We start from the raw sequence: 20503 nt of genomic DNA, 5'->3' as shown, positions 1-20503 counted from the left end.
CGCCTTTGAAGGGACCCGCGTCCGTGTTTACCGAAGACTATAACGACCCGACCGACGACGCATGGGACCAGGGCCGCACGCTCGCGCTCGTCGCGGGTGGCGTCGTGGCGGTCTGGCTCGGCAGCATGGCGTGGATCGTTCGCGGTGCCATCGGCAGCATCGATCCGGTCACGCTCGTGCAGTTGATCGCGGCGCTGTGCGTCGTCCCCGCGCTGGTCGGCATCATCTGGCTGCTCGCGATGCGCACCAGCCGGAGCGAGACGCTGCGCTTCGGGGTGACCGCGCGCGCGATGCAGGACGAGGCGGCGCGTCTCGAGCGCACGGTTGCCGCGATCGCAGGAACGATCGACCGTAATCGTGCCGATCTCGCCGATCAGGTCGATACACTGATGACGATGGGCGACACCGCGCATCAATTCCTCGGCGCGATCGGTGCCGGGTTCGCGACCGAGATCGAACGCGCCGATGCGCACACCCGCAGCCTGGTCGCGGCCGCAGATGCGACGCAGACCTCGCTCGGCGTCCTGCTCGCCTCGCTGCCGCGTGCGCAGGCGGAGACCGAAACGATGGCGGACAATCTCCGCCAGATCGGCCTGTCGGCGAACACGCATGCCGCCGCGCTCGACGCGCAGATCGTCGCGCTCGCCGAGCGCGGACGCGAGGCGGATGCGATGGCGAGCGGTGCCGCACAGCGCCTCGCTGCGCATATCGTCCGCATGGAGGCGACCAGCGAGACCGCAGGCGCACGGCTCGAGGATGTCACCGATTCGATGTCCACCGCGGTCGATGCGCTGCTCGGCCGGACCGCCGACGCGGTCGACGAGGCGCGCAAGGGGATCGCCGCGCAGGGCGACGCGATGCTGGCGATGGTCCGCACCAACCACGCCGCGCTCGACACCGCGACGCGCGAGAGCGCGGAGGCGCTCGCCGACCAGGTCGCCAGCGTCGAGGATGCGATCGGACGCGTCGCGCAACGGCTCGACCAGCAGCGCGCATCGGGCGATGCGATCGTCGACACACTCAATTCCGGGCTCGGCGGTGTCGAGACGCGGATCGAGACGCTGCACCGCCAGGGGCTCGAGCGGACGCAGTTGCTCGCCGCATCGATCAGCGCACTTGGTGGCTCTGCCGATGCGATGACCGAGGCGCTCAAGTCGGGCGAGGCGATGGCCAACCGAACGATCGGCACGACCGAATCGCTGCTGATCGCGCTCGACGCCGCCGCGCGCGAGATCGACGAGACGCTGCCCGACGCGCTCAGCCGTCTCGATGCGCGCGTCGGGCAAAGCAAGGCGATCGTCGTCGCGGCAAAACCCGAATTGCTCGCGCTCGTCACCGCCGCCGAGAGCACGCACGACGCGATCGATGCGATTGCCGGCGTCATTGCCGAACAGCGCCACGTCCTCGACCGGCTTTCGCACACGCTGATCGAAACGCTCGCCTCGGGTCGCGCGAAGGCCGATGCGCTCGGTCAGATGGTCGACGAGACGATCGGCCGCACGAACAGCTTTGCCGAAGACGCCGCTCCGCGCCTCGTCGAGGCGCTGCTGCGTGTCCGCGAGACCGCCAGTGCCGCTGCCGACAATGCACGCGAGACGCTGGCCAAGGTCATTCCCGACGCCGCGGCCGCGCTCGAGGCTGCCAGCAGCACCGCGATGCGCCGGGTGACGAGCGATACCGTCGACCGCCAGATCCAGGCGATTGCCGAGTCAGCAGACGCCGCGGTCGATGCCGCGACGCGGGCTACCGAGCGGCTCGCGCGACAGGTTCAGGTGGTCGCCGACCAGACCGCGATCGTCGAGACGCGGATCGAGGATGCGCGCAGCGAACGCGAGACCGCCGACCGCGACACGTTCGCGCGCCGCGTTTCGCTGCTGATCGAATCGCTGAACTCCGCCTCGATCGACATCACAAAGACCTTCGCGCCCGAAGTCTCGGACAGCGCATGGGCGGCGTATCTCAAGGGGGATCGCGGCGTCTTCACGCGCCGCGCGGTCCGGATCCTCGACGCGGGAGAGGTTCGGGCGATCGCCGGGCTGTACGACGAGGATGCGGGCTTCCGCGAGATGGTGAACCGCTACATCCACGACTTCGAATCGATGCTGCGCTCGATCCTCGCGCAGCGCGATGGCTCGCCGCTGGGCGTCACGCTGCTGTCGTCGGATATGGGAAAGCTCTACGTCGCGCTCGCACAGGCGATCGAGCGGCTGCGCTGACGCCGCGCGGCGTCGTTGGCGTTTAGCGGCGGACCATGTCGCGGGTGTCGAAGAAGTCGACCATCTGCGGCGTGACCCAGCCATAGTGGTAATTGAGCTGGAAGAGCACGAACAGCGCGGTCGCGACGATCGTCACGCGCCACGCGACGCGGCCTGCGCTGAATTCGTGCGGCGCGCTTTCGGACTGGCCGGGGACATGATCGCCCCCGGCCTCGCGCGTCGTCCGCACGCCGAACGGCAGGACCAGGAACACCGAAAACGCCCAGAACAGGACGTAGATCGCAAGTGCCGAGGTCCAGCGCACGGGCTCAGCCCTCGATCAGCAGGACGTCGACGATCGGCTTCTTGCCCGTCCAGCGCGTCGAGACCTTGCGCACGGCGAGCCGGACCTGCTCGCGCAGCTTGTCGATGTCGCGCTTGCCGCCCCGCACCGCATCCGCGGTCGCCTTGACCGCATCCGCGACGAACGCCGCACGATCCTCCTCGACTGGCACGCCCTGAACGCGAACCTGTGGCTGGCCGAGCATCCGCCCGTCCTTGCCGATCGCGACCGCCACCGAGATCTGGCCGTTGATCGCAAGCTTGCGACGCTCGTTCAGCGTCGTGCCGTCGGCAGGCAGGATGACGTCGCCGTCGAGCACGAGGCGCCCCACGGTGGCGTTACCGATCTTGACCGGGCCCTTTGGCGCCAGCCGCACGATGTCGCCGTTGCTCTGCACCAGTGCGCGCGGAATGCCCTGTTCGAGCCCGAAGCGCGCATGCTCCATCATGTGGCGCATCTCGCCATGCGTCGGCACCAGTACGTCAGGCCGCAGCCAGTCGTACATCTGCGCGAGCTCGGGCTGGCCCGGATGCCCCGAAACATGGACATGCGCCTGGCGCTCGGTGATCATGCGGATGCCCTTGGCCGCCAGCGTGTTCTGGATGCGGCCGATCTGCACCTCGTTGCCCGGGATCTGCTTCGACGAGAAGATCACCGTATCGTCGGGGTCGAGCGTGATCGTGTGGCTGCCATTGGCGACCCGCGCGAGCGCCGCGCGCTCCTCGCCCTGCCCGCCGGTCGCGATGATCAACACCTTGTTCTTGGGCAGGCGCATCGCGGTGTCGGGATCGATCGTCTCGGGGAAATCCTTCAGATACCCCGTCGCGCGCGCGACCTTGATGATCCGGTCGAGCGAACGCCCGGTGACGCACAGCTTGCGCCCGGTTTCCTTGGCGACCTCACCGAACGTGTGCAGACGCGCCGCGTTCGATGCGAAGCTGGTGATCATCACCCGGCCCTTGGCCTTGCTGACCTCCTCGAACAGACCTTTGCGGACCGTGCTCTCGCTGCCCGACGCGGTGGTGTTGAAGATGTTGGTCGAGTCGCAGACGAGGACGTCGACGCCCTTGTCGCCGATCGCCATGAACCCCTCGGGCGTGGTCGGGTTGCCGATCACCGGGTTCTTGTCGAGCTTCCAGTCGCCGGTGTGGAACACGCGGCCGTAAGGCGTGTCGATCAGCAGCGCGTTCGCTTCCGGAATCGAATGCGACATCTCGACGAAGGTGAAGCCGAACGGCCCGAGCTGGAAGCTGCCCCCCATCGGGATCATCTTGAGCTTCACGCGGTTGGCGATGCCCTCTTCCTCGAGCTTGCCGCGGACGAGCCCCATCGTGAACGGCGTCGCATAGATCGGCACACCGAGGTCCTCGGCAAGATACGGCAGCGAGCCGATATGATCCTCATGCCCGTGCGTGATGACGATCCCGAGCAGGTCGTCGATCCGGTCCTCGATGAAGGACAGGTCTGGCAGGATCACGTCGACGCCCGGATATTGCGGATCGGCGAACGTGATGCCCAGATCGACCATCACCCATTTGCCCTGGCAACCATAAAGGTTGACGTTCATGCCGATCTCGCCGGAGCCACCCAGGCCACAGAAAAGAAGTTCGTTCTTCGGAGTCATTGATTACTTTCGGTATTACATGGAAATGCGGCCCGCAGGCCGGTCGGCGCGAGCCCTAGTGGCCCTTGATATGGTGGCGCGCCCACATCATCGCCAGCCCCTGGATCGTCAGGTCGGCTTCGATGACGTCGAACACGTCGGTCTGTTTTTCAAAGAGTGTGGCAAGGCCGCCCGTCGCGACGACCTTCACGGGGCGACCGATCTCGGCCTTCATCCGCGCGACCAGCCCCTCGATCATCGCGACATAGCCCCAATAGATGCCGATATGCATCTGCGAGACGGTATTGACGCCGATGACGCTGATATCGCCCGGTGCCTCGATCGCGATCCGCGGCAGCTTCGCCGCGGCGGTGACGAGCGCATCGAGCGACAGGTTGATCCCCGGCGCGATGATCCCGCCCTTGTACGCGCCGGTATAGTCGACCACGTCGAACGTCGTCGCGGTCCCGAAGTCGATGACGATCAGGTCGCCCTTGTGCAGCGCATGCGCCGCGATCGTGTTGACGGCGCGGTCCGCGCCGAGCGATGCGGGCTCGTCGACGTCGATCGCGATCCCCCATTCGACCGGCGCCTGCCCCGCAATCAGCGCCGTGGTATGGAAATATTTGGACGCCAGGACCTGAAGATTGTGCAGCGCGCGCGGCACGACGGTCGCGACGATGACACCCTCGATCGTCGAGCGGTCGTGCCCGCCAAGCTGCATCAACTGGCTCAGCCACACCGCATATTCGTCCGCGGTACGCCGCGGGTCGGTCGCGATCCGCCAACGCGCGACGATATCGCTGCCGCGCTCGGTCTGGTTGACGAGCGCGAACACGACATTGGTGTTGCCGGCATCGATGGCGAGCAGCATGGGGCCTTCAACCTTTCCGTTCGCGTCGGGCATAGGCCAGACGTCGGGCGATGGCGACTGGCGGCATCACAGCAGGAAGACGTCGGCGGCGTGAATGACGCGGCGCTCGCCCGACGCCACGCGCAGGATCAGCGCACCGTCGGCGTCCAGCCCCGCGAACAGTCCCTCGACCGTGCTGCCGTCTGGCAGATGCGCCGTCAGCGCGGTGCCGACCGGGTGCGCACAATCGACCCAGCGCTCGCGCACCGGCGCGATCCCCTCCGTGCGCCACCGCGAGACCCAGCGCGCAACGCCATCCGCCAGGATGTCGAGGAACAGGGCGGGCTCGACGACCACGCCGTGCGCCGCGAGATCGGTCGTCCGGCGATCGGGCAGATCGGGATGATGGGCAATGTTCACGCCGTAGCCGATGATGACCGCATCATCCGCGCGCTCGAGGAGGATGCCGGAAAGCTTCGCGTCCGCGAGCAGGAGGTCGTTCGGCCATTTCAGCGCGAGGACCGCGCTGGAGTCGGTGGTGCCCTGACAGATGCCGGCGACGAGGAAGGTCGAGACGGTTTCCTGCAATGCGACCGCCGCGACGAGCGCAAGGCTCGCGGCCGGCGGGTCGCCCGCGCGGAGGCGAACCAGCGTGCTCGCGTAGAGATTACCCTCGGGCGAATTCCACGCGCGTCCCATCCGCCCGCGCCCCGCCGTTTGACGAACCGCACGCAGCCACAGACCGTCCGCCGCACCGCTGCGTGCGAGCGCCATCAGGTCGGCATTGGTCGATCCTGTCTCCGCAACGGTCCTGATCGTGGTCAGAACAGCGCCCGTGCCGCAGCCATCGTCCATGCGCCGATCACCGGGATCAACAGATAGCCCGCCGGCGACACGAAGATCGCCGCCAGCGCGATCAGGCCGCCCTCGACCTTGTTGTCCATCGGCGCGAACGCCGGGGCCGGATCGTCGAAATACATCGTCTTGACGACACGCAGGTAATAATAAGCGCCGATCACCGAGGCGGCGATGCCGACCACCGCGAGCGGGAACAGCCCGGCGTCGACCGCAGCGCTGAACACCGCGAACTTCGCGTAGAAGCCGAACAGCGGCGGGATGCCGGCAAGGCTGAACATGAAGATCGCCAGCGCCGCAGCGAGACCTGGCCGCGTCCGCGACATCCCCGACAGCCTGGCGATGCTCTCGACCGGCTGGCCATCGTCGCCGCGCATCTGCAGCACGACGAGGAACGAGCCCAGCGTCATCGCGACGTAGATCGTCAGGTACATCAGCACGCCCGACACGCCCTCGGGCGTACCTGCCGCAAGACCGATCAGCGCGAAGCCGACATTGTTGATCGACGAATAGGCGAGCAGCCGCTTGACGTTGGTCTGGCCGATCGCCGCGACCGCGCCGAGGATGATCGAGGCGAGTGCCGCGAAGATCACGATCTGGCGCCACTGGTCCGTCGCCGGCCCCATCGCTTCGACCGCGACGCGCACCGACATGGCAAGCGCGGCGACCTTGGGCGCCGACGCGAAGAACGCGGTGACCGGGGTCGGTGCGCCCTCATAGACGTCGGGCGTCCACATGTGGAACGGCACCGCGCTGATCTTGAACGCGAGCCCGGCGAACACGAACACCAGGCCGAACAGCAGCCCGAGCGACGGCGTGCCGGCATAGGCATCAGCGATCCCTGCGAACACGGTCGTCCCGCTGAACCCGTAGACGAGCGAGATACCGTAGAGCAGGATGCCGCTGGCCAGCGCGCCGAGCACGAAATACTTCAGGCCCGCTTCCGCCGACCGTCCGTCGCGCCGCATGAAGCTCGCAAGGACATAGGCCGCAAGGCTCTGCAGCTCGAGGCCGACATACAGCGTCAGCATGTCGCTCGCCGATACCATGATCCCCATGCCGCACGCGGACAGCAGGATCAGCACCGGATATTCAGGACGCAGATTGTCGCCCTGGGTCCGCGCGAAGAAGCTCGGCGCCATCATGATCGCGACCGCGGAGGCTATGTAGATCAGGACCTTGGCGAACGTGCCGAACGCGTCGGCGCGGAACATGCCGTCAAAGGCATAACCACCCGACGATGCCGGGCCGGTCAACGCGATACCCGCACCGACCAGGACGAAGACGGCAGCGATCGAAATCGCGCGTGTGGCCTTCTCCCCACCCCAGGCGGCGACGAGCATGAGCGCAATCGCACCGAGCGCGAGCACGAGCTCGGGCAAGGTCATGGCGATGTTAGCGGCGTAATCCATCAGTGTGCCTCCCCGTGCGCGGCTTCAAGCACGGTGGCGGGCTTCCCCGCAGTTGGGTTCGAGTCGCTGGCGGGCTTGGCGCGGTCGACGCGGGCGAGCAGCACGCTCACGTCCTTGCGCATCGGTGCCAGGAAGCTCTCCGGATACACGCCCATCCACAGCACGACGGCCGCGATCGGTGCGAGCAACCAGAATTCGCGTGCCGACAGGTCGACCATTCCGCGAACGTCGTCCGACCTGATCTCGCCGAACACCACGCGACGGTACAGATACAGCATGTACGCAGCGCCCAGGATGATGCTCGTCGTGCACAGCAACGCCGTCCAGGTCGAGACCTGATAGGTGCCCATCAGCGACAGGAACTCGGCGACGAAGCCGCTGGTGCCCGGCAAACCGATCGACGCCATCGTGAAGAACAGGAACAGGACCGCGTAGCGCGGCATGTTGATCGCGAGACCACCATAGCGCGAGATCTCGCGGGTATGGAGCTGATCGTAGATCACGCCGACGCACAGGAACAACGCGCCCGATACCAGCCCGTGGCTCAGCATCATGATCATCGCGCCTTCGATGCCCTGCCGGTTGAACGCGAACAGGCCGATCGTGACGATCGCCATATGCGCGACCGACGAATAGGCGATCAGCTTCTTCATGTCCGACTGCACGAGTGCCACGAGCGACGTGTAGATCACCGCGACCGCCGACAGTCCGAAGATCAGCCAGGTCAGCTGGCCCGAAGCCTCGGGGAACATCGGCAGCAGGAAGCGCAGGAAACCGTATCCACCGAGCTTCAGCAGCACGCCCGCCAGGATCACCGACCCTGCGGTCGGCGCCTGCACGTGCGCGTCGGGCAACCAGGTGTGGACTGGCCACATCGGCATCTTGACCGCGAACGATGCGAAGAACGCCAGCCACAGCCATGTCTGCACATGCGCCGGGAAGTCGTAGTTCAGCAGCGCCGGGATGCTCGTCGTGCCCGCGGTCTTCGCCATGTACAACATCGCGATGAACATCAGGACCGAGCCGAGCAGCGTGTACAGGAAGAACTTGTACGACGCGTAGATCCGGTTCGCCCCGCCCCAGATGCCGATGATCAGGTACATCGGGATCAGGCCGGCTTCGAAGAACACGTAGAACAGGAACAGATCCTGCGCCGCGAACGTGCCGATCATCAGCACTTCGGTGAACAGGAACGCGGCCATGTACTCGGGCACACGGGTCGTGATCGAGCGCCAGCTGGCACCGATGCAGATCGGCATGAGGAACACGCTGAGCATGATCAGCATCAGCGCGAAGCCGTCGATGCCGAGCGACCAGCCGAACGGGCCGAAGATGCCCGGGGCATGCTCGACGAACTGCCACTGCGCGCCGCCGATGTCGTAGTTCATCCACAGCATGATGCCGAGAACGAAGTCGATCAGCGTCGCCGCCAGCGCGAGCATCCGTGCGGTGTTCGCCGAAACGAACAGGCACGCGATGGCCGCGATCATCGGGACCGCGATCAGGACGGAGAGGATAGGAAAGCCGGTCATCAATAGAGTCCGATCGCCCAGGTGACGGCTGCGGTCAGGCCGATCAGCATGACAAAGGCATAGGTGTAGAGATATCCCGTCTGGAAGCGGCCAGCGACGCGCGCGCCGATCTGGACCAGCCACGCCGACCCGTCTGGGCCGAACCGGTTGATCGTCTTCTCGTCGCCGCGGTGCCACAGGAAGCGGCCGATCGCGAAGGCGGGGCGGACGAAGATCAGGTCGTACAGCTCGTCGAAATACCACTTATGCAGCAGGAAGTCGTAGAGCACGCCGAACTGTTCGATCACCTTGCCCGGGAAGGACGGGTTCTTGATATAGGCGTACCAGGCAGTCAGCAGCCCGAGCAGCATCGCGATCGTCGCCGACAGCTTGATGAACAGAGGCACGCCGTGCATCTCGTGCATCAGATGTTCGCGGAACGCGAGTGCGCCCTTCCAGAACTCTTCGCCCGCAGACGGCTCGATGAAGTAACCGTGGAAGACGAAGCCCGCGAGCACCGCGCCGATCGACAGGACGATCAGCGGGATCAGCATCGGCAGTGGGCTTTCATGCGGGTGATACCCGCCATCGCCTTCCGCCGGTGCATGCGCTGCGTCGTGATGACCGTGCGGCGCGTGCCCTGCGTCCTCGGCCTGGGCCGGGTTCGCATGATGGTCGTCGGCATGATGCGCGTCGTGCGCATGGTCATGGCCATGGGCGTCGTGGAGCGCATGCTGGATATGATCCGATGCGGCCCAGCGCGGCTTGCCCCAGAAGGTGAGGAACATCACGCGCCACGAATAGAAGCTGGTGAGCAGCGCGACGAGCACGCCGACGAACCACACGCCCGGCTGCCCCGCAGCCCAGCTCGCCTCGATGATCGCATCCTTCGAATGGAAGCCTGCGAACCCGAACGCGGTGTTCCCGAAGATGCCGGGGATGCCGACGCCGGTGATCGCGAGCGTACCCGCCATCATGCCCCAGAACGTCACCGGGATCTTCTTACGCAGCCCGCCATAATAGCGCATGTCCTGCTCGTGGTGCATCGCATGGATCACCGAACCGGCACCCAGGAACAGCAGCGCCTTGAAGAACGCGTGCGTGAACAGGTGGAACATCGCCGCGCCGTACGCGCCGACGCCCGCTGCAAAGAACATGTAGCCGAGCTGCGAACAGGTCGAATAGGCGATCACGCGCTTGATGTCGGTCTGGACGAGACCGCAGGTGGCGGCGAACAGGCAGGTCGCGGCACCGACCGAAGTGACCACGGTCAGCGCAACCGGGCTCATCTCGAACATCGGCGACAGACGGCAGACCATGAACACGCCCGCGGTGACCATCGTCGCCGCGTGGATCAGCGCGGACACCGGCGTCGGGCCCTCCATCGCGTCCGGCAGCCAGGTGTGCAGGCCGAGCTGCGCCGACTTGCCCATCGCGCCGACGAACAAGAGCAGACAGAGCACCGTCATCGTGTCGAGGCGGTAGCCGAGGAACCCGATCGTCGATCCGGCCATGCCGGGTGCAGCCGCCAGGATCTCGGGGATCGACACCGTGCCGAACACGAGGAACGTGCCGAAGATGCCGAGCATGAAGCCCAGATCGCCGACGCGGTTGACGACGAACGCCTTGATCGCGGCGGCGCTGGCGGAAGGCTTGCGGAACCAGAACCCGATCAGGAGGTAGGACGCGAGACCCACGCCTTCCCAGCCGAAGAACATCTGGACGAGGTTATTTGCGGTCACGAGCATCAGCATCGCGAAGGTGAACAGCGACAGATACGCAAAGAAGCGCGGCTGGTCGGGATCCTCGTCCATATAGCCCCAGCTATACAGATGGACGAGCGCCGAGACCGACGTGACGACGACGAGCATCACCGCGGTCAGCGCATCGACGCGCAGCGACCACGCGACGTTCATGTCGCCCGACTGGATGAAGTCGAGCAGCGGCGCGACGGTCGCGGTGCTGGTGCCCGCCATGAAGCCGAGGAAGATCGGCCAGGACAACAGGCACGACGCGAACAACGCAGCCGTGGTGACGATTTTCGCCGGCACGTTGCCGATCGCGCGGTTGCCGAATCCGGCAACGATCGCGGCCAGTAACGGCAGGAAGACGATAAGCTGGATCAACCGTATTACCCCTTCATCCGGTTGACGTCGTCGACCGCGATGGTGCCGCGACCGCGGAAATAGATGACGAGAATGGCAAGACCGATCGCGGACTCACCCGCAGCGACGGTCAGCACGAACATCGCGAAGACCTGCCCGACGAGATCGTTCAGGAACGCCGAGAAGGCGACCAGATTGATGTTCACCGCGAGCAGGATCAGCTCGATCGCCATCAGGATGACGATCAGGTTCTTCCGGTTCAGGAAGATGCCGAGCACCCCCATCGTGAACAGGATCGCCGCGACGACCAGGTAATGGACGAGACCGATCGTCACAGTTCGACTCCCTGCCCGACGACCGGGCTCGTGTTGCGCGTGGCGTCCTGCGGACGGCGCGCGTTCTGGCGACTGATATTCTGAGTCTTGACCCCGCCACGCTGACGATGCGTCAGGACGATCGCCCCGATCATCGCGACCAGCAGGACCAGACCGGCGACTTCAAACACGAACAGATAGCGCGTGTAGAGCAGGTTACCGATCGCCTGGATGTTGGGCACGGTGTCGGAGATCGGCGCCGCACGGCGCGCGAGCTGGATCGGCCCGGTGCTCCATGCGCCGACCGCGATCATGACCTCGGCTGCGAGCGCGACGGCAAGTGCCAGACCGATCCCGAAATAGCGCGCGACGCCCGCGCGCATCTCGGTGAAGTCGATGTCGAGCATCATGACGACGAACAGGAACAGCACTGCGACCGCACCGACATAGACGATGACGAGCAGCATCGCGATGAACTCGGCGCCGACGAGGATCATGAGACCAGCGGCGTTGAAGAAGGCGAGGATCAGCCACATCACCGAGTGGACCGGATTGCGCGACGCGATGGTCATCGCACCCGACAGCACGACGACGAACGCGAACAGATAGAAGGCGAGTGCCTGGATCACGGTATCACCCTCCGCGTCACACCAGCAAAAGCTGGGGCGTTCCGGTTGCAGAGCGCGCCCTTGCGGCACGAGATCCCAGCCTGCGCTGGGATGACGGAGTTAATCTGGGTCATCGCGGCGCTCGCTTAACGGTACGGCGCATCGGCGGCAAGGTTCGCCGCGATCGCGCTTTCCCAACGGTCGCCATTATCGAGCAGCTTCGACTTGTCGTAGATCAGCTCTTCACGCGTCTCGGTCGAAAATTCGTAGTTCGGCCCCTCGACGATCGCATCGACCGGGCACGCCTCGGCGCACAGCCCGCAATAGATGCACTTGGTCATGTCGATGTCGTAGCGCGTCGTCCGGCGCGAGCCGTCGTCGCGCGGCTCGGCCTCGATGGTGATCGCCTGTGCGGGGCACACGGCCTCACACAGCTTGCACGCGATGCACCGCTCTTCGCCATTGGGATAACGACGCAGCGCATGCTCGCCGCGGAACCGCGGGCTGACCGGGTTACGCTCGTACGGATAGTTGATCGTCGCCTTTTCCTTGAAGAAATAGCGAAGCGTCAATGTGTGCGCCTTCACGAACTCCCACAGGGTGAACGACTTGATGATCTGAGCGACGCTCATGAACCCACTCCAACGCGCATCAGCATGAGATAGCCCGACACAAGGAAAACCCAGAACAGCGAGACGGGGAGGAAGATCTTCCAACCCAGCCGCATCAGCTGATCATAGCGATAGCGCGGCACGGTCGCCTTGACCCAGCTGAACAGGAAAAAGAAGAACAGGATCTTCGCAAACAGCCAGATGATCCCCGGCACGTAATAAAGCGGTGCCCAGTCGACCGGTGGCAACCAGCCGCCCCAGAACAGCGTCGCGTTGAGCGCGCTCATCATGATGACGTTGGCATATTCGCCGAGCCAGAACAGCGCGAACGCCATCGACGAATATTCGGTCTGGTACCCGGCGACGAGCTCGCTCTCCGCCTCGGTCAGATCGAACGGCGCGCGCTGCGTCTCGGCGAGGCTCGAGATGAAGAACATCACCGCCATCGGAAACAGCAGCGGGTTCAGGATGTACCCGTTGAAGAACCAGACATGCGACTTTTGCGACAGCACGATCGTCGACAGGTTGAAGCTGCCCGACCACAGCACGACCGAAATCAGGATAAAGCCGATCGCGACCTCATAGCTGACCATCTGCGCGGCCGCACGCAGCGCCGAATAGAAGGGGTATTTCGAGTTCGACGCCCAGCCCGACAGGATCACGCCGTACACGCCGAGCGACGACGCCGCGAGCACGTACAGCAGCCCGACGTTGATGTTGGCCAGCACGACGCCGGTCTGGAACGGGATCACCGCCCACACGATCAGCGCCGTGGTGAAGGTGATGATCGGCGCCAGCAGGAACAGACCGCGATTGGCCGCGGCCGGGACGATCGTCTCCTGCAGGAAGACCTTGAGGCCGTCCGCGAAGCTCTGCAGGAGGCCGAAGGGGCCGACGACGTTGGGACCGCGACGCAGCGCCATCGCCGCCCAGATCTTGCGATCGGCATAGATGATCATCGCCACCGCGAGCATCAGCGGCAGCGCGATCGCGAGGATGTCGATGATCGTCGCGATGAAATACGCCCAGCCATAGCCGAGCGCCGGTTCGAACCAGGAGATCATTCGGCGGCCTCCGCAAAGTCTTCCCCGTGGAGAAGTTCTGCCGAACAGCGCTGCATCGTCGGCGATGCGCGACAGATCGCGTTGGTCAGGTAGAAGTCCTTGATCGGATAGCCGGCGAGGACGCCGTGGGCACCCTTATTCCCGGCGTCCGTGCCCGACGGCACCGCCCAGTCGAACGTCGCGAGCGCCTGGTGACGCAGCGCAGGAACGGCAGAGAACATCTCTTCGCGCAGACCCTCGAAGCTGTCGAACGGCAGCGTGTGGCCGAGCGTTTCGGACAGCGCGCGGAAGATTGACCAGTCGTCACGTGCGTCGCCCGGCGCGAACACCGCGCGCTCGCCGCGCTGGACGCGACCCTCGAGGTTGACCCACGTTCCCGACTTCTCGGCATAGGTCACGCCCGGCAGGATGACGTCGGCAGCCGCCGCGCCCTTGTCGCCGTGATGCCCCACGAACACCTTGAAGCCAGCAAACTGGCTGAAATCGACTTCGTCGGCGCCGAGGAAGAAGCCGAGCTTCGCCCCCATCACGTCGGCGATGCCGCCCGTCTGCGCATAGCCGAGCATCAGCCCGCCCATTCGCGACGCCGCCATATGAACGACGTTGAAGCCGTTCCAGTCGTCCTTCACGAGCCCCAGCGTATCGACCAGCTTCAGCGCAGCCGCATGGCCGCCCTTCAGCGCCGCGCCACCGACGATCACCATCGGACGCTCGGCCTTGCCGAACGCCTCGGTCACTGCGTCGGGCAGATTGCCGAGCAGCGCCAGATCGTCGCCAAGCCACTCGACCTTGTACGTCAGGTCCGTCTCCGGCCCGATCGCGAAGACCTTCGCGCCCTTCTTGATCGCCTTGCGGACCCGCGTGTTCACCAGCGGCGCTTCCCAGCGCAGGTTGGTGCCCACCAGCAGGATCGCGTCGGCGCGCTCGGTGCCCGCGATCGTCGTGTTGAAATTGACCGCAGCGATGCTCGACGTGTCATAGGCCATGCCGGTCTGACGGCCCTCGAGCATCGTCGAGCCCATCTTCGCGAGCAAAGCCTTGGCGGCGTACATCGTCTCGCAGTCGACCAGGTCGCCGGCGACCGCAGCCACGCTCGACCCGGCGTCAACCGCCTTGATCGCCGCGAAGGCCTCGTCCCACGTCGCGGGCTGGAGCTTGCCGTTGACGCGGACATAGGGCTTGTCGAGACGACGACGCACGAGACCGTCGATCGCGTGGCGCGTCTTGTCGGTCGCCCACTCCTCGTTCACGTCCTCGTTGATCCGCGGGACACAGCGCAGAACCTGGCGACCACGGCTATCGAGCCGGATGTTGGTGCCGACCGCGTCCATGACGTCGATCGTCAGCGTCTTGCGCAGTTCCCACGGACGCGCCTCGAACGCATAGGGCTTCGACGTCAGCGCACCGACCGGGCAGAGGTCGACGACGTTGCCCGACAGCTCGCTCTTGACCGCGTTTTCGAGATACGAGGTGATCTGCATGTCCTCACCGCGGAAGATCGCACCGATCTCCTCGACGCCGGAGACTTCCTCGGCAAAGCGGATGCAGCGCGTGCACTGGATGCAGCGGGTCATGACCGTCTTCACGATCGGACCCATATACTTCTCGGTGACCGCGCGCTTGTTCTCGTCATAGCGCGAATGGCCGCGGCCATAGGCGACCGACTGGTCCTGCAGATCACACTCGCCGCCCTGATCGCAGATCGGGCAATCGAGCGGATGGTTGATCAGCAGGAATTCCATGATGCCCTCGCGGGCATTCTTGACCATCGGCGAGTTGGTGAAGATCTCCTGCTTGTCCGCGGCCGGCAGCGCGCACGACGCCTGCGGCTTGGGCGGACCAGGCTTCACTTCGACTAGGCACATCCGGCAATTGCCGGCGATGCTCAGACGCTCATGATAACAGAAACGCGGGATCTCCTTGCCGGCAAGCTCGCACGCCTGCAGCACGGTGGCGCCCTGCGGCACCTCGATCTCTACGCCATCGACTTTGACTGTAGGCATTACTCTGCGGCTTCCATCATCGGCGCGGTGTCGCCACCACGTTCGCGGATACGGCGCTCCATCTCTGGGCGGAAATGCTTGATCAGGCCCTGAATCGGCCACGCTGCGGCGTCGCCGAGCGCGCAGATCGAGTGACCCTCGACCTGCTTGGTGACCTGCTGGAGCATGTCGATCTCGGACAGCTCGGCGTCGCCGGTGCGCATCCGCTCCATCACACGCCACATCCAGCCGGTGCCTTCGCGGCACGGCGTGCACTGGCCGCAGCTCTCATGCTTGTAGAAGTACGAGATGCGGCTGATCGCGCGGACGATGTCGGTCGACTTGTCCATGACGATGATCGCCGCGGTGCCGAGGCCCGAGCCGACCGCCTTGAGACCGTCGAAATCCATCGCGCAGTCCATGATCTGCGCGGCGGGCACCAGCGGCACCGAGGAGCCGCCCGGGATCACCGCAAGCAGATTGTCCCAGCCACCGCGGATCCCGCCGCAATGCGTCTCGATCAGGTCGCGGAACGAGATGCTCATCTCTTCCTCGACGACGCACGGCTTGTTCACATGCCCGCTGATCTGGAATAGCTTGGTACCGCGGTTGTTCTCCGCGCCGAAGCTCGAGAACCACGCAGCGCCGCGGCGCAGGATCGTCGGCGCAACCGCGATCGACTCCACGTTGTTGACCGTCGTCGGGCAGCCATACAGCCCCGCGCCCGCCGGGAATGGAGGCTTCAGCCGCGGCTGGCCCTTCTTGCCCTCGAGGCTTTCGAGCATCGCGGTCTCTTCGCCGCAGATATAGGCGCCCGCGCCGCGGTGGACGAACACGTCGAAGTCGTAGCCCGACCCGCACGCATTCTTGCCGATGAAGCCGCGATCATAGGCCTCGGCGACCGCCGCGAACAGCGTCTCGGCCTCGCGGATATATTCGCCGCGGATGTAGATGTACGCGGCACGCGCACGCATCGCGAACCCGGCGATCAGCGCGCCCTCGATCAGCTTGTGCGGATCGTGCCGGATGATCTCGCGATCCTTGCAGCTACCTGGCTCGGATTCATCGGCGTTGATGACGAGGAAGTTCGGCCGGTCCGGCTTTGGCTCCTTGGGCATGAACGACCATTTGGTGCCGGTCGGGAACCCTGCCCCGCCACGGCCACGCAGACCAGACGCCTTCATCACGTCAATGATCGCGTCCTGGCCGAGCGCCATCAGGTCCTTGGTATTGTCCCAATCGCCGCGCATGATCGCTGCGTCGATGTTCCACGGCTGGAAACCGTAGACGTTGGTGAAGATGCGGTCCTTGTCGGCGAGCATCAGGCCCACTCCCCCGGTAATCGTGGTTCGCGTCGACCATCGCGGTGAGCGAGGTCGGGCCGCCTTCGGGGCAGCTCGCACGACGACCGAACTGCGGCCCCGGCGTCGGCGTGCCGCCATTGGCGAGCGCCTCGAGGATCTCGGTCGTCTTGTCGTAGTCGAGATCTTCGAAGTTATCGTCGTTGATCTGCACCATCGGCGCGTTCGCGCAGGTGCCAAGACACTCGACCTCGGTCAGCGTGAACATGCCGTCGGGGGTCGTGCCGCCCTTGACGAGGCCACGGTTCTTGCACGCCGCCAGAACGTCGTCCGACCCGCGCAGCATGCACGGCGTCGTGCCGCAGACCTGCACGTGATAGCGGCCGACCGGCGCGAGATTGAACATCGTGTAGAAGGTCACGACCTCGTACACGCGCATGTACGGAACGCCGATCTGACGCGCAACGAACTCGATCACCGGCACCGGCAACCAGCCCTGAGTCTGCGTTTCCGCACCCACCTGGCGCTGCGCGAGATCGAGGAACGGGATCGACGCCGACTGTTCGCGGCCCTTGGGGTAGCGCCCGAGGATCTCGTTCGCCTTCACCTGGTTCTCGTCCGTCCAGGCGAACGAGCCCCAGCGTGCGCGGGTCTCTGCCTCGTCGGGGATTTTCGGAGCTTCAGCCATCAGCGGTCACATTCACCAAAAACGATATCCATCGCGCCGAGGATCGCGGTCGTATCCGCCAGCATGTGGCCCTTCGCCATGAAGTCGAAGGCCTGGAGATGCGAGAACGCGGTCGGGCGGATCTTGCAGCGATACGGCTTGTTGCTGCCGTCGGCGACCAGATACACGCCGAACTCGCCCTTGGGGCTTTCGGTCGCGACATAGACGTCGCCGGCGGGCACGTGGAAGCCCTCCGTATACAGCTTGAAGTGATGGATCAGTGCTTCCATTGACTGCTTCATCTCGCCGCGCTTGGGCGGCACGACCTTGCGGTCGAGCGATGCGATCGGCCCCTCGGGCATGTCGCGCAGGCACTGCTTCATGATCCGTGCGGACTGACGCACTTCCTCGACGCGCACCATGAACCGGTCATAGCAGTCGCCGCGCGTGCCGACGGGCACGTCGAAGTCCATCTTGGCATAGACGTCATAGGGCTGCGACTTGCGCAGATCCCAGGCGATGCCCGAACCGCGGATCATCGGACCCGAAAAGCCCCATTTGACCGCATCGTCGCGGCTGACGACCGCGATGTCGACGTTGCGCTGCTTGAAAATGCGGTTGTCCGCGACGAGCGAGATCGCGTCCTCGAACAGCCGCGGCAGCCGCGTGTCGAGCCAGTCGCCGATGTCGGCGAGCAGCTTGAGCGGCGCATCCTGATGCACGCCGCCGGGACGGAAATAGTTGGAATGCATGCGCGCGCCGCTCACGCGCTCGAAGAAGTTCATGCAATCCTCGCGGATCTCGAACATCCAGAGGTTCGGCGTCATCGCGCCGACGTCCATGACGTGGCTGCCGAGGTTGAGCATGTGGTTCGAGATGCGCGTCAGCTCGGCGAAGAACACACGCAGATACTGCGCGCGCTCAGGGACTTCGAGGTCGAGCAGCTTCTCGACCGCGAGTACCCAGCTATGCTCCATGCACAGCGGCGAGCAGTAATCGAGACGATCGAAATAGGGCAAAGCCTGCGTGTACGTCTTGTACTCGATCAGCTTCTCGGTGCCGCGGTGGAGCAGCCCGACATGCGGATCGACGCGCTCGACGATCTCGCCGTCGAGCTCCATGACGAGGCGCAGAACGCCGTGCGCCGCGGGATGCTGCGGACCGAAGTTGATCGTGTAGTTCTGGATCGTGACGTCGCCGGTCGTGGGATCGGCTGCATCCGCCTCGCCCAGAAGCTCCTCTACGTAGAGACTCACTGGTTCTGTCCTCCACCCTTGGTCGGGATCACGTCCGACTCCACGGGCTTGTCCTGCTTCTGGTTGCCCGGATCGGGCTCTCCCGCACCGCTCTGCGATGTGTTCTGGACGTCCTTCTTCGCATAGGGCTCGCTCGGCGCGTCAGGCGCCTTGGTCGTGCTCTGCGCGGCATCCGCCTTGACGATCGTATCGGCCGAGAGCGGCGTCTGTGCGCCCTTGGCCTGCGGCAATGCGCCCTTCTCGTCACCCGGAAGGACGTATTCGGCACCTTCCCACGGGCTCATGAAGTCGAACGTGCGGAAGTCCTGCGCGAGCTGCACCGGCTCGTACACGACGCGCTTTTCCTCTTCCGAATAACGCAGCTCGACATAGCCCGTCAGCGGGAAGTCCTTGCGCTGCGGATGACCGCGGAAGCCATAATCGGTCAGGATGCGACGCAGGTCGGGGTTACCGCTGAACAGCACGCCGTACATGTCGTACACTTCGCGCTCGAGCCAGCCGGCCACTGGCCAGATGTCGGTCACCGACGGCACCGGCTTTTCCTCGTCGGTCGCGACATGCACGCGCAGGCGGTGGTTCCGCGTGAGCGACAGCATGCAATAGACGACCTCGAACCGCTCCGCGCGATCGGGATAGTCGACGCCGGCGATCTCCATGAGCTGCTGATAGGCAAGCCCCGGCGTGTCGCGCAGCGCGATCATCGCGTCGTACAGGTCTTCGCGACGGACGTGGAGGGCGACCTCGCCGACCTTGTCGACCGCGTCGAGCAGCATGCCGCCGAGCGCGGCGCGCGCTGCGTCGATGGTGCCGTCATTGGCGGCATAGGCTGGTGCGGGCGCCCTCACCGTTCGATGCTCCCGGACCGCCGGATCTTCCGCTGCAACTGCATGATGCCGTACAGCAGCGCTTCCGCGGTCGGCGGGCACCCGGGGACGTAGATGTCGACGGGCACGATCCGGTCGCAACCGCGGACGACGCTATAGCTATAATGATAATAGCCGCCGCCGTTCGCGCACGATCCCATCGAGATCACGTATTTCGGCTCCGACATCTGGTCGTAGACGCGACGCAGCGCAGGCGCCATCTTGTTGCACAGCGTGCCCGCGACGATCATCACGTCCGACTGACGCGGCGACGCGCGCGGCGCAGCGCCGAAACGCTCAAGATCATAGCGCGGCATGTTCACGTGGATCATCTCGACCGCGCAGCAGGCGAGCCCGAACGTCATCCACCACAGCGAGCCCGTGCGGGCCCACTGGAACAGTTCCTCGGTCGACGTGACCAGGAAACCCTTGTCGGTCAGTTCGCCATTGAGGCTGTCGAAAAAGCCCTGATCGGGTGGCACCAGCGAGCTGGGCGAACCGGGTGCGGGCTGAAGCTCTACTCCCAATCGAGTGCTCCCTTCTTCCATGCATAGGCGAGGCCGAGGGCCAGTTCGCCGATAAAGATCATCATCGAGATCCACGCGGTCCAGCCGAGCGTGAACACCGAGACGGCCCAGGGGAACAGAAACGCAGCCTCGAGATCAAAGATGATGAAGAGGATAGCGATCAGATAGAAACGGACGTCGAACTGGCTGCGAGGGTCTTCGAATGCGGGAAAGCCGCACTCATACTCGCTGAGCTTCTCGGGCGTCGGCTTGTGCGACCCGGTCAGGCGCGAAACGGCCATCGGCAGGAAGACGAACGTGCTCGACAGCGCGATCGCGACGCCGAGAAACAGGAGGATGGGTAGATATTGCGACAGGTCGACCAAAGGGGTTCTCGCATGTGCGAACAGATGGGGAGCCTTTAGGCCGATGGGCCCCGTGGGGCAAGGCTGGG

The 20503-nt window shown here is 65.0% G+C and carries 18 protein-coding genes and 1 pseudogene; 1 reads left to right on the top strand and 18 read right to left on the bottom strand.

The annotated features are described in order from the left end of the window. The first annotated feature begins 23 nt into the window (after positions 1-23). Positions 24-2216: a hypothetical protein gene (locus tag QP165_RS16300; RefSeq protein ID WP_333996390.1), complete on the top strand. Its 2193-nt coding sequence runs from the start codon at positions 24-26 to the stop codon at positions 2214-2216. Between the two features lie 22 nt (positions 2217-2238). Here QP165_RS16300 and QP165_RS16295 read toward each other — a convergent pair whose 3' ends face one another. From QP165_RS16295 to QP165_RS16210, 18 genes and pseudogenes are all read right to left on the bottom strand, one after another. Continuing rightward, on the bottom strand, positions 2239-2520 hold the full coding sequence (locus tag QP165_RS16295) for a DUF1467 family protein (protein ID WP_056021424.1): 282 nt from the start codon (positions 2518-2520) through the stop codon (positions 2239-2241). Between the two features lie 4 nt (positions 2521-2524). Beyond that, entirely contained in the window at positions 2525-4162 is a 1638-nt protein-coding gene (locus QP165_RS16290; RefSeq protein WP_333996389.1) for a ribonuclease J, read from the bottom strand. 55 nt (positions 4163-4217) lie between these two features. Next, positions 4218-5015, bottom strand: a complete 798-nt coding sequence (locus QP165_RS16285) for a type III pantothenate kinase (RefSeq protein ID WP_056022295.1) — start codon at positions 5013-5015, stop codon at positions 4218-4220. 66 nt (positions 5016-5081) lie between these two features. Further along, the gene (locus QP165_RS16280; RefSeq protein ID WP_333996388.1) at positions 5082-5849 is read right to left on the bottom strand and encodes a biotin--[acetyl-CoA-carboxylase] ligase; all 768 of its coding nucleotides are present in this window, start codon (positions 5847-5849) and stop codon (positions 5082-5084) included. Then, complete coding sequence (gene nuoN, locus QP165_RS16275) at positions 5816-7261, bottom strand: NADH-quinone oxidoreductase subunit NuoN (RefSeq protein WP_333996387.1); 1446 nt, start codon at positions 7259-7261, stop codon at positions 5816-5818. The genes QP165_RS16280 and nuoN overlap by 34 nt, the downstream gene beginning before the upstream one ends. Then, positions 7261-8793: an NADH-quinone oxidoreductase subunit M gene (locus tag QP165_RS16270; RefSeq protein ID WP_333996386.1), complete on the bottom strand. Its 1533-nt coding sequence runs from the start codon at positions 8791-8793 to the stop codon at positions 7261-7263. The genes nuoN and QP165_RS16270 overlap by 1 nt, the downstream gene beginning before the upstream one ends. Further along, positions 8793-10898 carry an NADH-quinone oxidoreductase subunit L gene (gene nuoL / locus QP165_RS16265; RefSeq protein WP_333996385.1) on the bottom strand — a complete coding sequence of 702 codons (2106 nt, stop codon included), beginning with the start codon at positions 10896-10898 and terminating at the stop codon, positions 8793-8795. Before nuoL ends, QP165_RS16270 begins: the two co-directional genes overlap by 1 nt. A gap of 5 nt (positions 10899-10903) precedes the next feature. Then, positions 10904-11212, bottom strand: coding sequence for an NADH-quinone oxidoreductase subunit NuoK (gene nuoK, locus QP165_RS16260; protein ID WP_443019319.1), 309 nt, complete (start codon positions 11210-11212; stop codon positions 10904-10906). Then, positions 11209-11820 carry an NADH-quinone oxidoreductase subunit J gene (locus QP165_RS16255; RefSeq protein ID WP_056021408.1) on the bottom strand — a complete coding sequence of 204 codons (612 nt, stop codon included), beginning with the start codon at positions 11818-11820 and terminating at the stop codon, positions 11209-11211. The genes nuoK and QP165_RS16255 overlap by 4 nt, the downstream gene beginning before the upstream one ends. A gap of 125 nt (positions 11821-11945) precedes the next feature. After that, the gene (gene nuoI, locus QP165_RS16250) at positions 11946-12431 is read right to left on the bottom strand and encodes an NADH-quinone oxidoreductase subunit NuoI (protein ID WP_333996384.1); all 486 of its coding nucleotides are present in this window, start codon (positions 12429-12431) and stop codon (positions 11946-11948) included. Beyond that, on the bottom strand, positions 12428-13474 hold the full coding sequence (gene nuoH / locus QP165_RS16245; protein WP_056021405.1) for an NADH-quinone oxidoreductase subunit NuoH: 1047 nt from the start codon (positions 13472-13474) through the stop codon (positions 12428-12430). Before nuoH ends, nuoI begins: the two co-directional genes overlap by 4 nt. Beyond that, a complete protein-coding gene (gene nuoG, locus QP165_RS16240) occupies positions 13471-15477 on the bottom strand; it encodes an NADH-quinone oxidoreductase subunit NuoG (protein WP_333996383.1) in 2007 nt (668 codons plus the stop codon). Before nuoG ends, nuoH begins: the two co-directional genes overlap by 4 nt. After that, positions 15477-16778 (bottom strand): NADH-quinone oxidoreductase subunit NuoF, encoded by a 1302-nt coding sequence (gene nuoF, locus QP165_RS16235; protein ID WP_056050371.1) that lies wholly within the window; start codon positions 16776-16778, stop codon positions 15477-15479. The genes nuoG and nuoF overlap by 1 nt, the downstream gene beginning before the upstream one ends. 10 nt (positions 16779-16788) lie before the next feature. Next, positions 16789-17445, bottom strand: a pseudogene (locus QP165_RS16230) (complex I 24 kDa subunit family protein); the annotation flags it as partial. Beyond that, on the bottom strand, positions 17445-18656 hold the full coding sequence (locus QP165_RS16225) for an NADH-quinone oxidoreductase subunit D (RefSeq protein ID WP_443019380.1): 1212 nt from the start codon (positions 18654-18656) through the stop codon (positions 17445-17447). The pseudogene QP165_RS16230 and the gene QP165_RS16225, both read right to left, overlap by 1 nt. Before the next feature lie 20 nt (positions 18657-18676). Then, positions 18677-19525 carry an NADH-quinone oxidoreductase subunit C gene (locus QP165_RS16220; RefSeq protein WP_056021396.1) on the bottom strand — a complete coding sequence of 283 codons (849 nt, stop codon included), beginning with the start codon at positions 19523-19525 and terminating at the stop codon, positions 18677-18679. Further along, a complete protein-coding gene (locus tag QP165_RS16215) occupies positions 19522-20070 on the bottom strand; it encodes a NuoB/complex I 20 kDa subunit family protein (protein WP_082445964.1) in 549 nt (182 codons plus the stop codon). Before QP165_RS16215 ends, QP165_RS16220 begins: the two co-directional genes overlap by 4 nt. Then, complete coding sequence (locus tag QP165_RS16210) at positions 20061-20435, bottom strand: NADH-quinone oxidoreductase subunit A (RefSeq protein WP_056021392.1); 375 nt, start codon at positions 20433-20435, stop codon at positions 20061-20063. Before QP165_RS16210 ends, QP165_RS16215 begins: the two co-directional genes overlap by 10 nt. Positions 20436-20503: the final 68 nt, after the last annotated feature.

Origin of the sequence: Sphingomonas sp. 22R3R2A-7 (assembly GCF_036856055.1) — a bacterium.
Classification (GTDB): domain Bacteria; phylum Pseudomonadota; class Alphaproteobacteria; order Sphingomonadales; family Sphingomonadaceae; genus Sphingomonas.
This window is presented reverse-complemented; position numbering and strand designations above follow the sequence as displayed.

What these genes read in the sequence shown, in the direction of transcription:
- QP165_RS16290 (WP_333996389.1), bottom strand. Translation starts at nt 4,162, where the DNA reads ATGACTCCGAAGAACGAACTTCTTTTCTGTGGCCTGGGTGGCTCCGGC.
- QP165_RS16285 (WP_056022295.1), bottom strand. Translation starts at nt 5,015, where the DNA reads ATGCTGCTCGCCATCGATGCCGGCAACACCAATGTCGTGTTCGCGCTC.
- QP165_RS16280 (WP_333996388.1), bottom strand. Translation starts at nt 5,849, where the DNA reads ATGGACGATGGCTGCGGCACGGGCGCTGTTCTGACCACGATCAGGACC.
- nuoN (WP_333996387.1), bottom strand. Translation starts at nt 7,261, where the DNA reads ATGGATTACGCCGCTAACATCGCCATGACCTTGCCCGAGCTCGTGCTC.
- QP165_RS16270 (WP_333996386.1), bottom strand. Translation starts at nt 8,793, where the DNA reads ATGACCGGCTTTCCTATCCTCTCCGTCCTGATCGCGGTCCCGATGATC.
- nuoI (WP_333996384.1), bottom strand. Translation starts at nt 12,431, where the DNA reads ATGAGCGTCGCTCAGATCATCAAGTCGTTCACCCTGTGGGAGTTCGTG.
- nuoH (WP_056021405.1), bottom strand. Translation starts at nt 13,474, where the DNA reads ATGATCTCCTGGTTCGAACCGGCGCTCGGCTATGGCTGGGCGTATTTC.
- nuoG (WP_333996383.1), bottom strand. Translation starts at nt 15,477, where the DNA reads ATGCCTACAGTCAAAGTCGATGGCGTAGAGATCGAGGTGCCGCAGGGC.
- nuoF (WP_056050371.1), bottom strand. Translation starts at nt 16,778, where the DNA reads ATGCTCGCCGACAAGGACCGCATCTTCACCAACGTCTACGGTTTCCAG.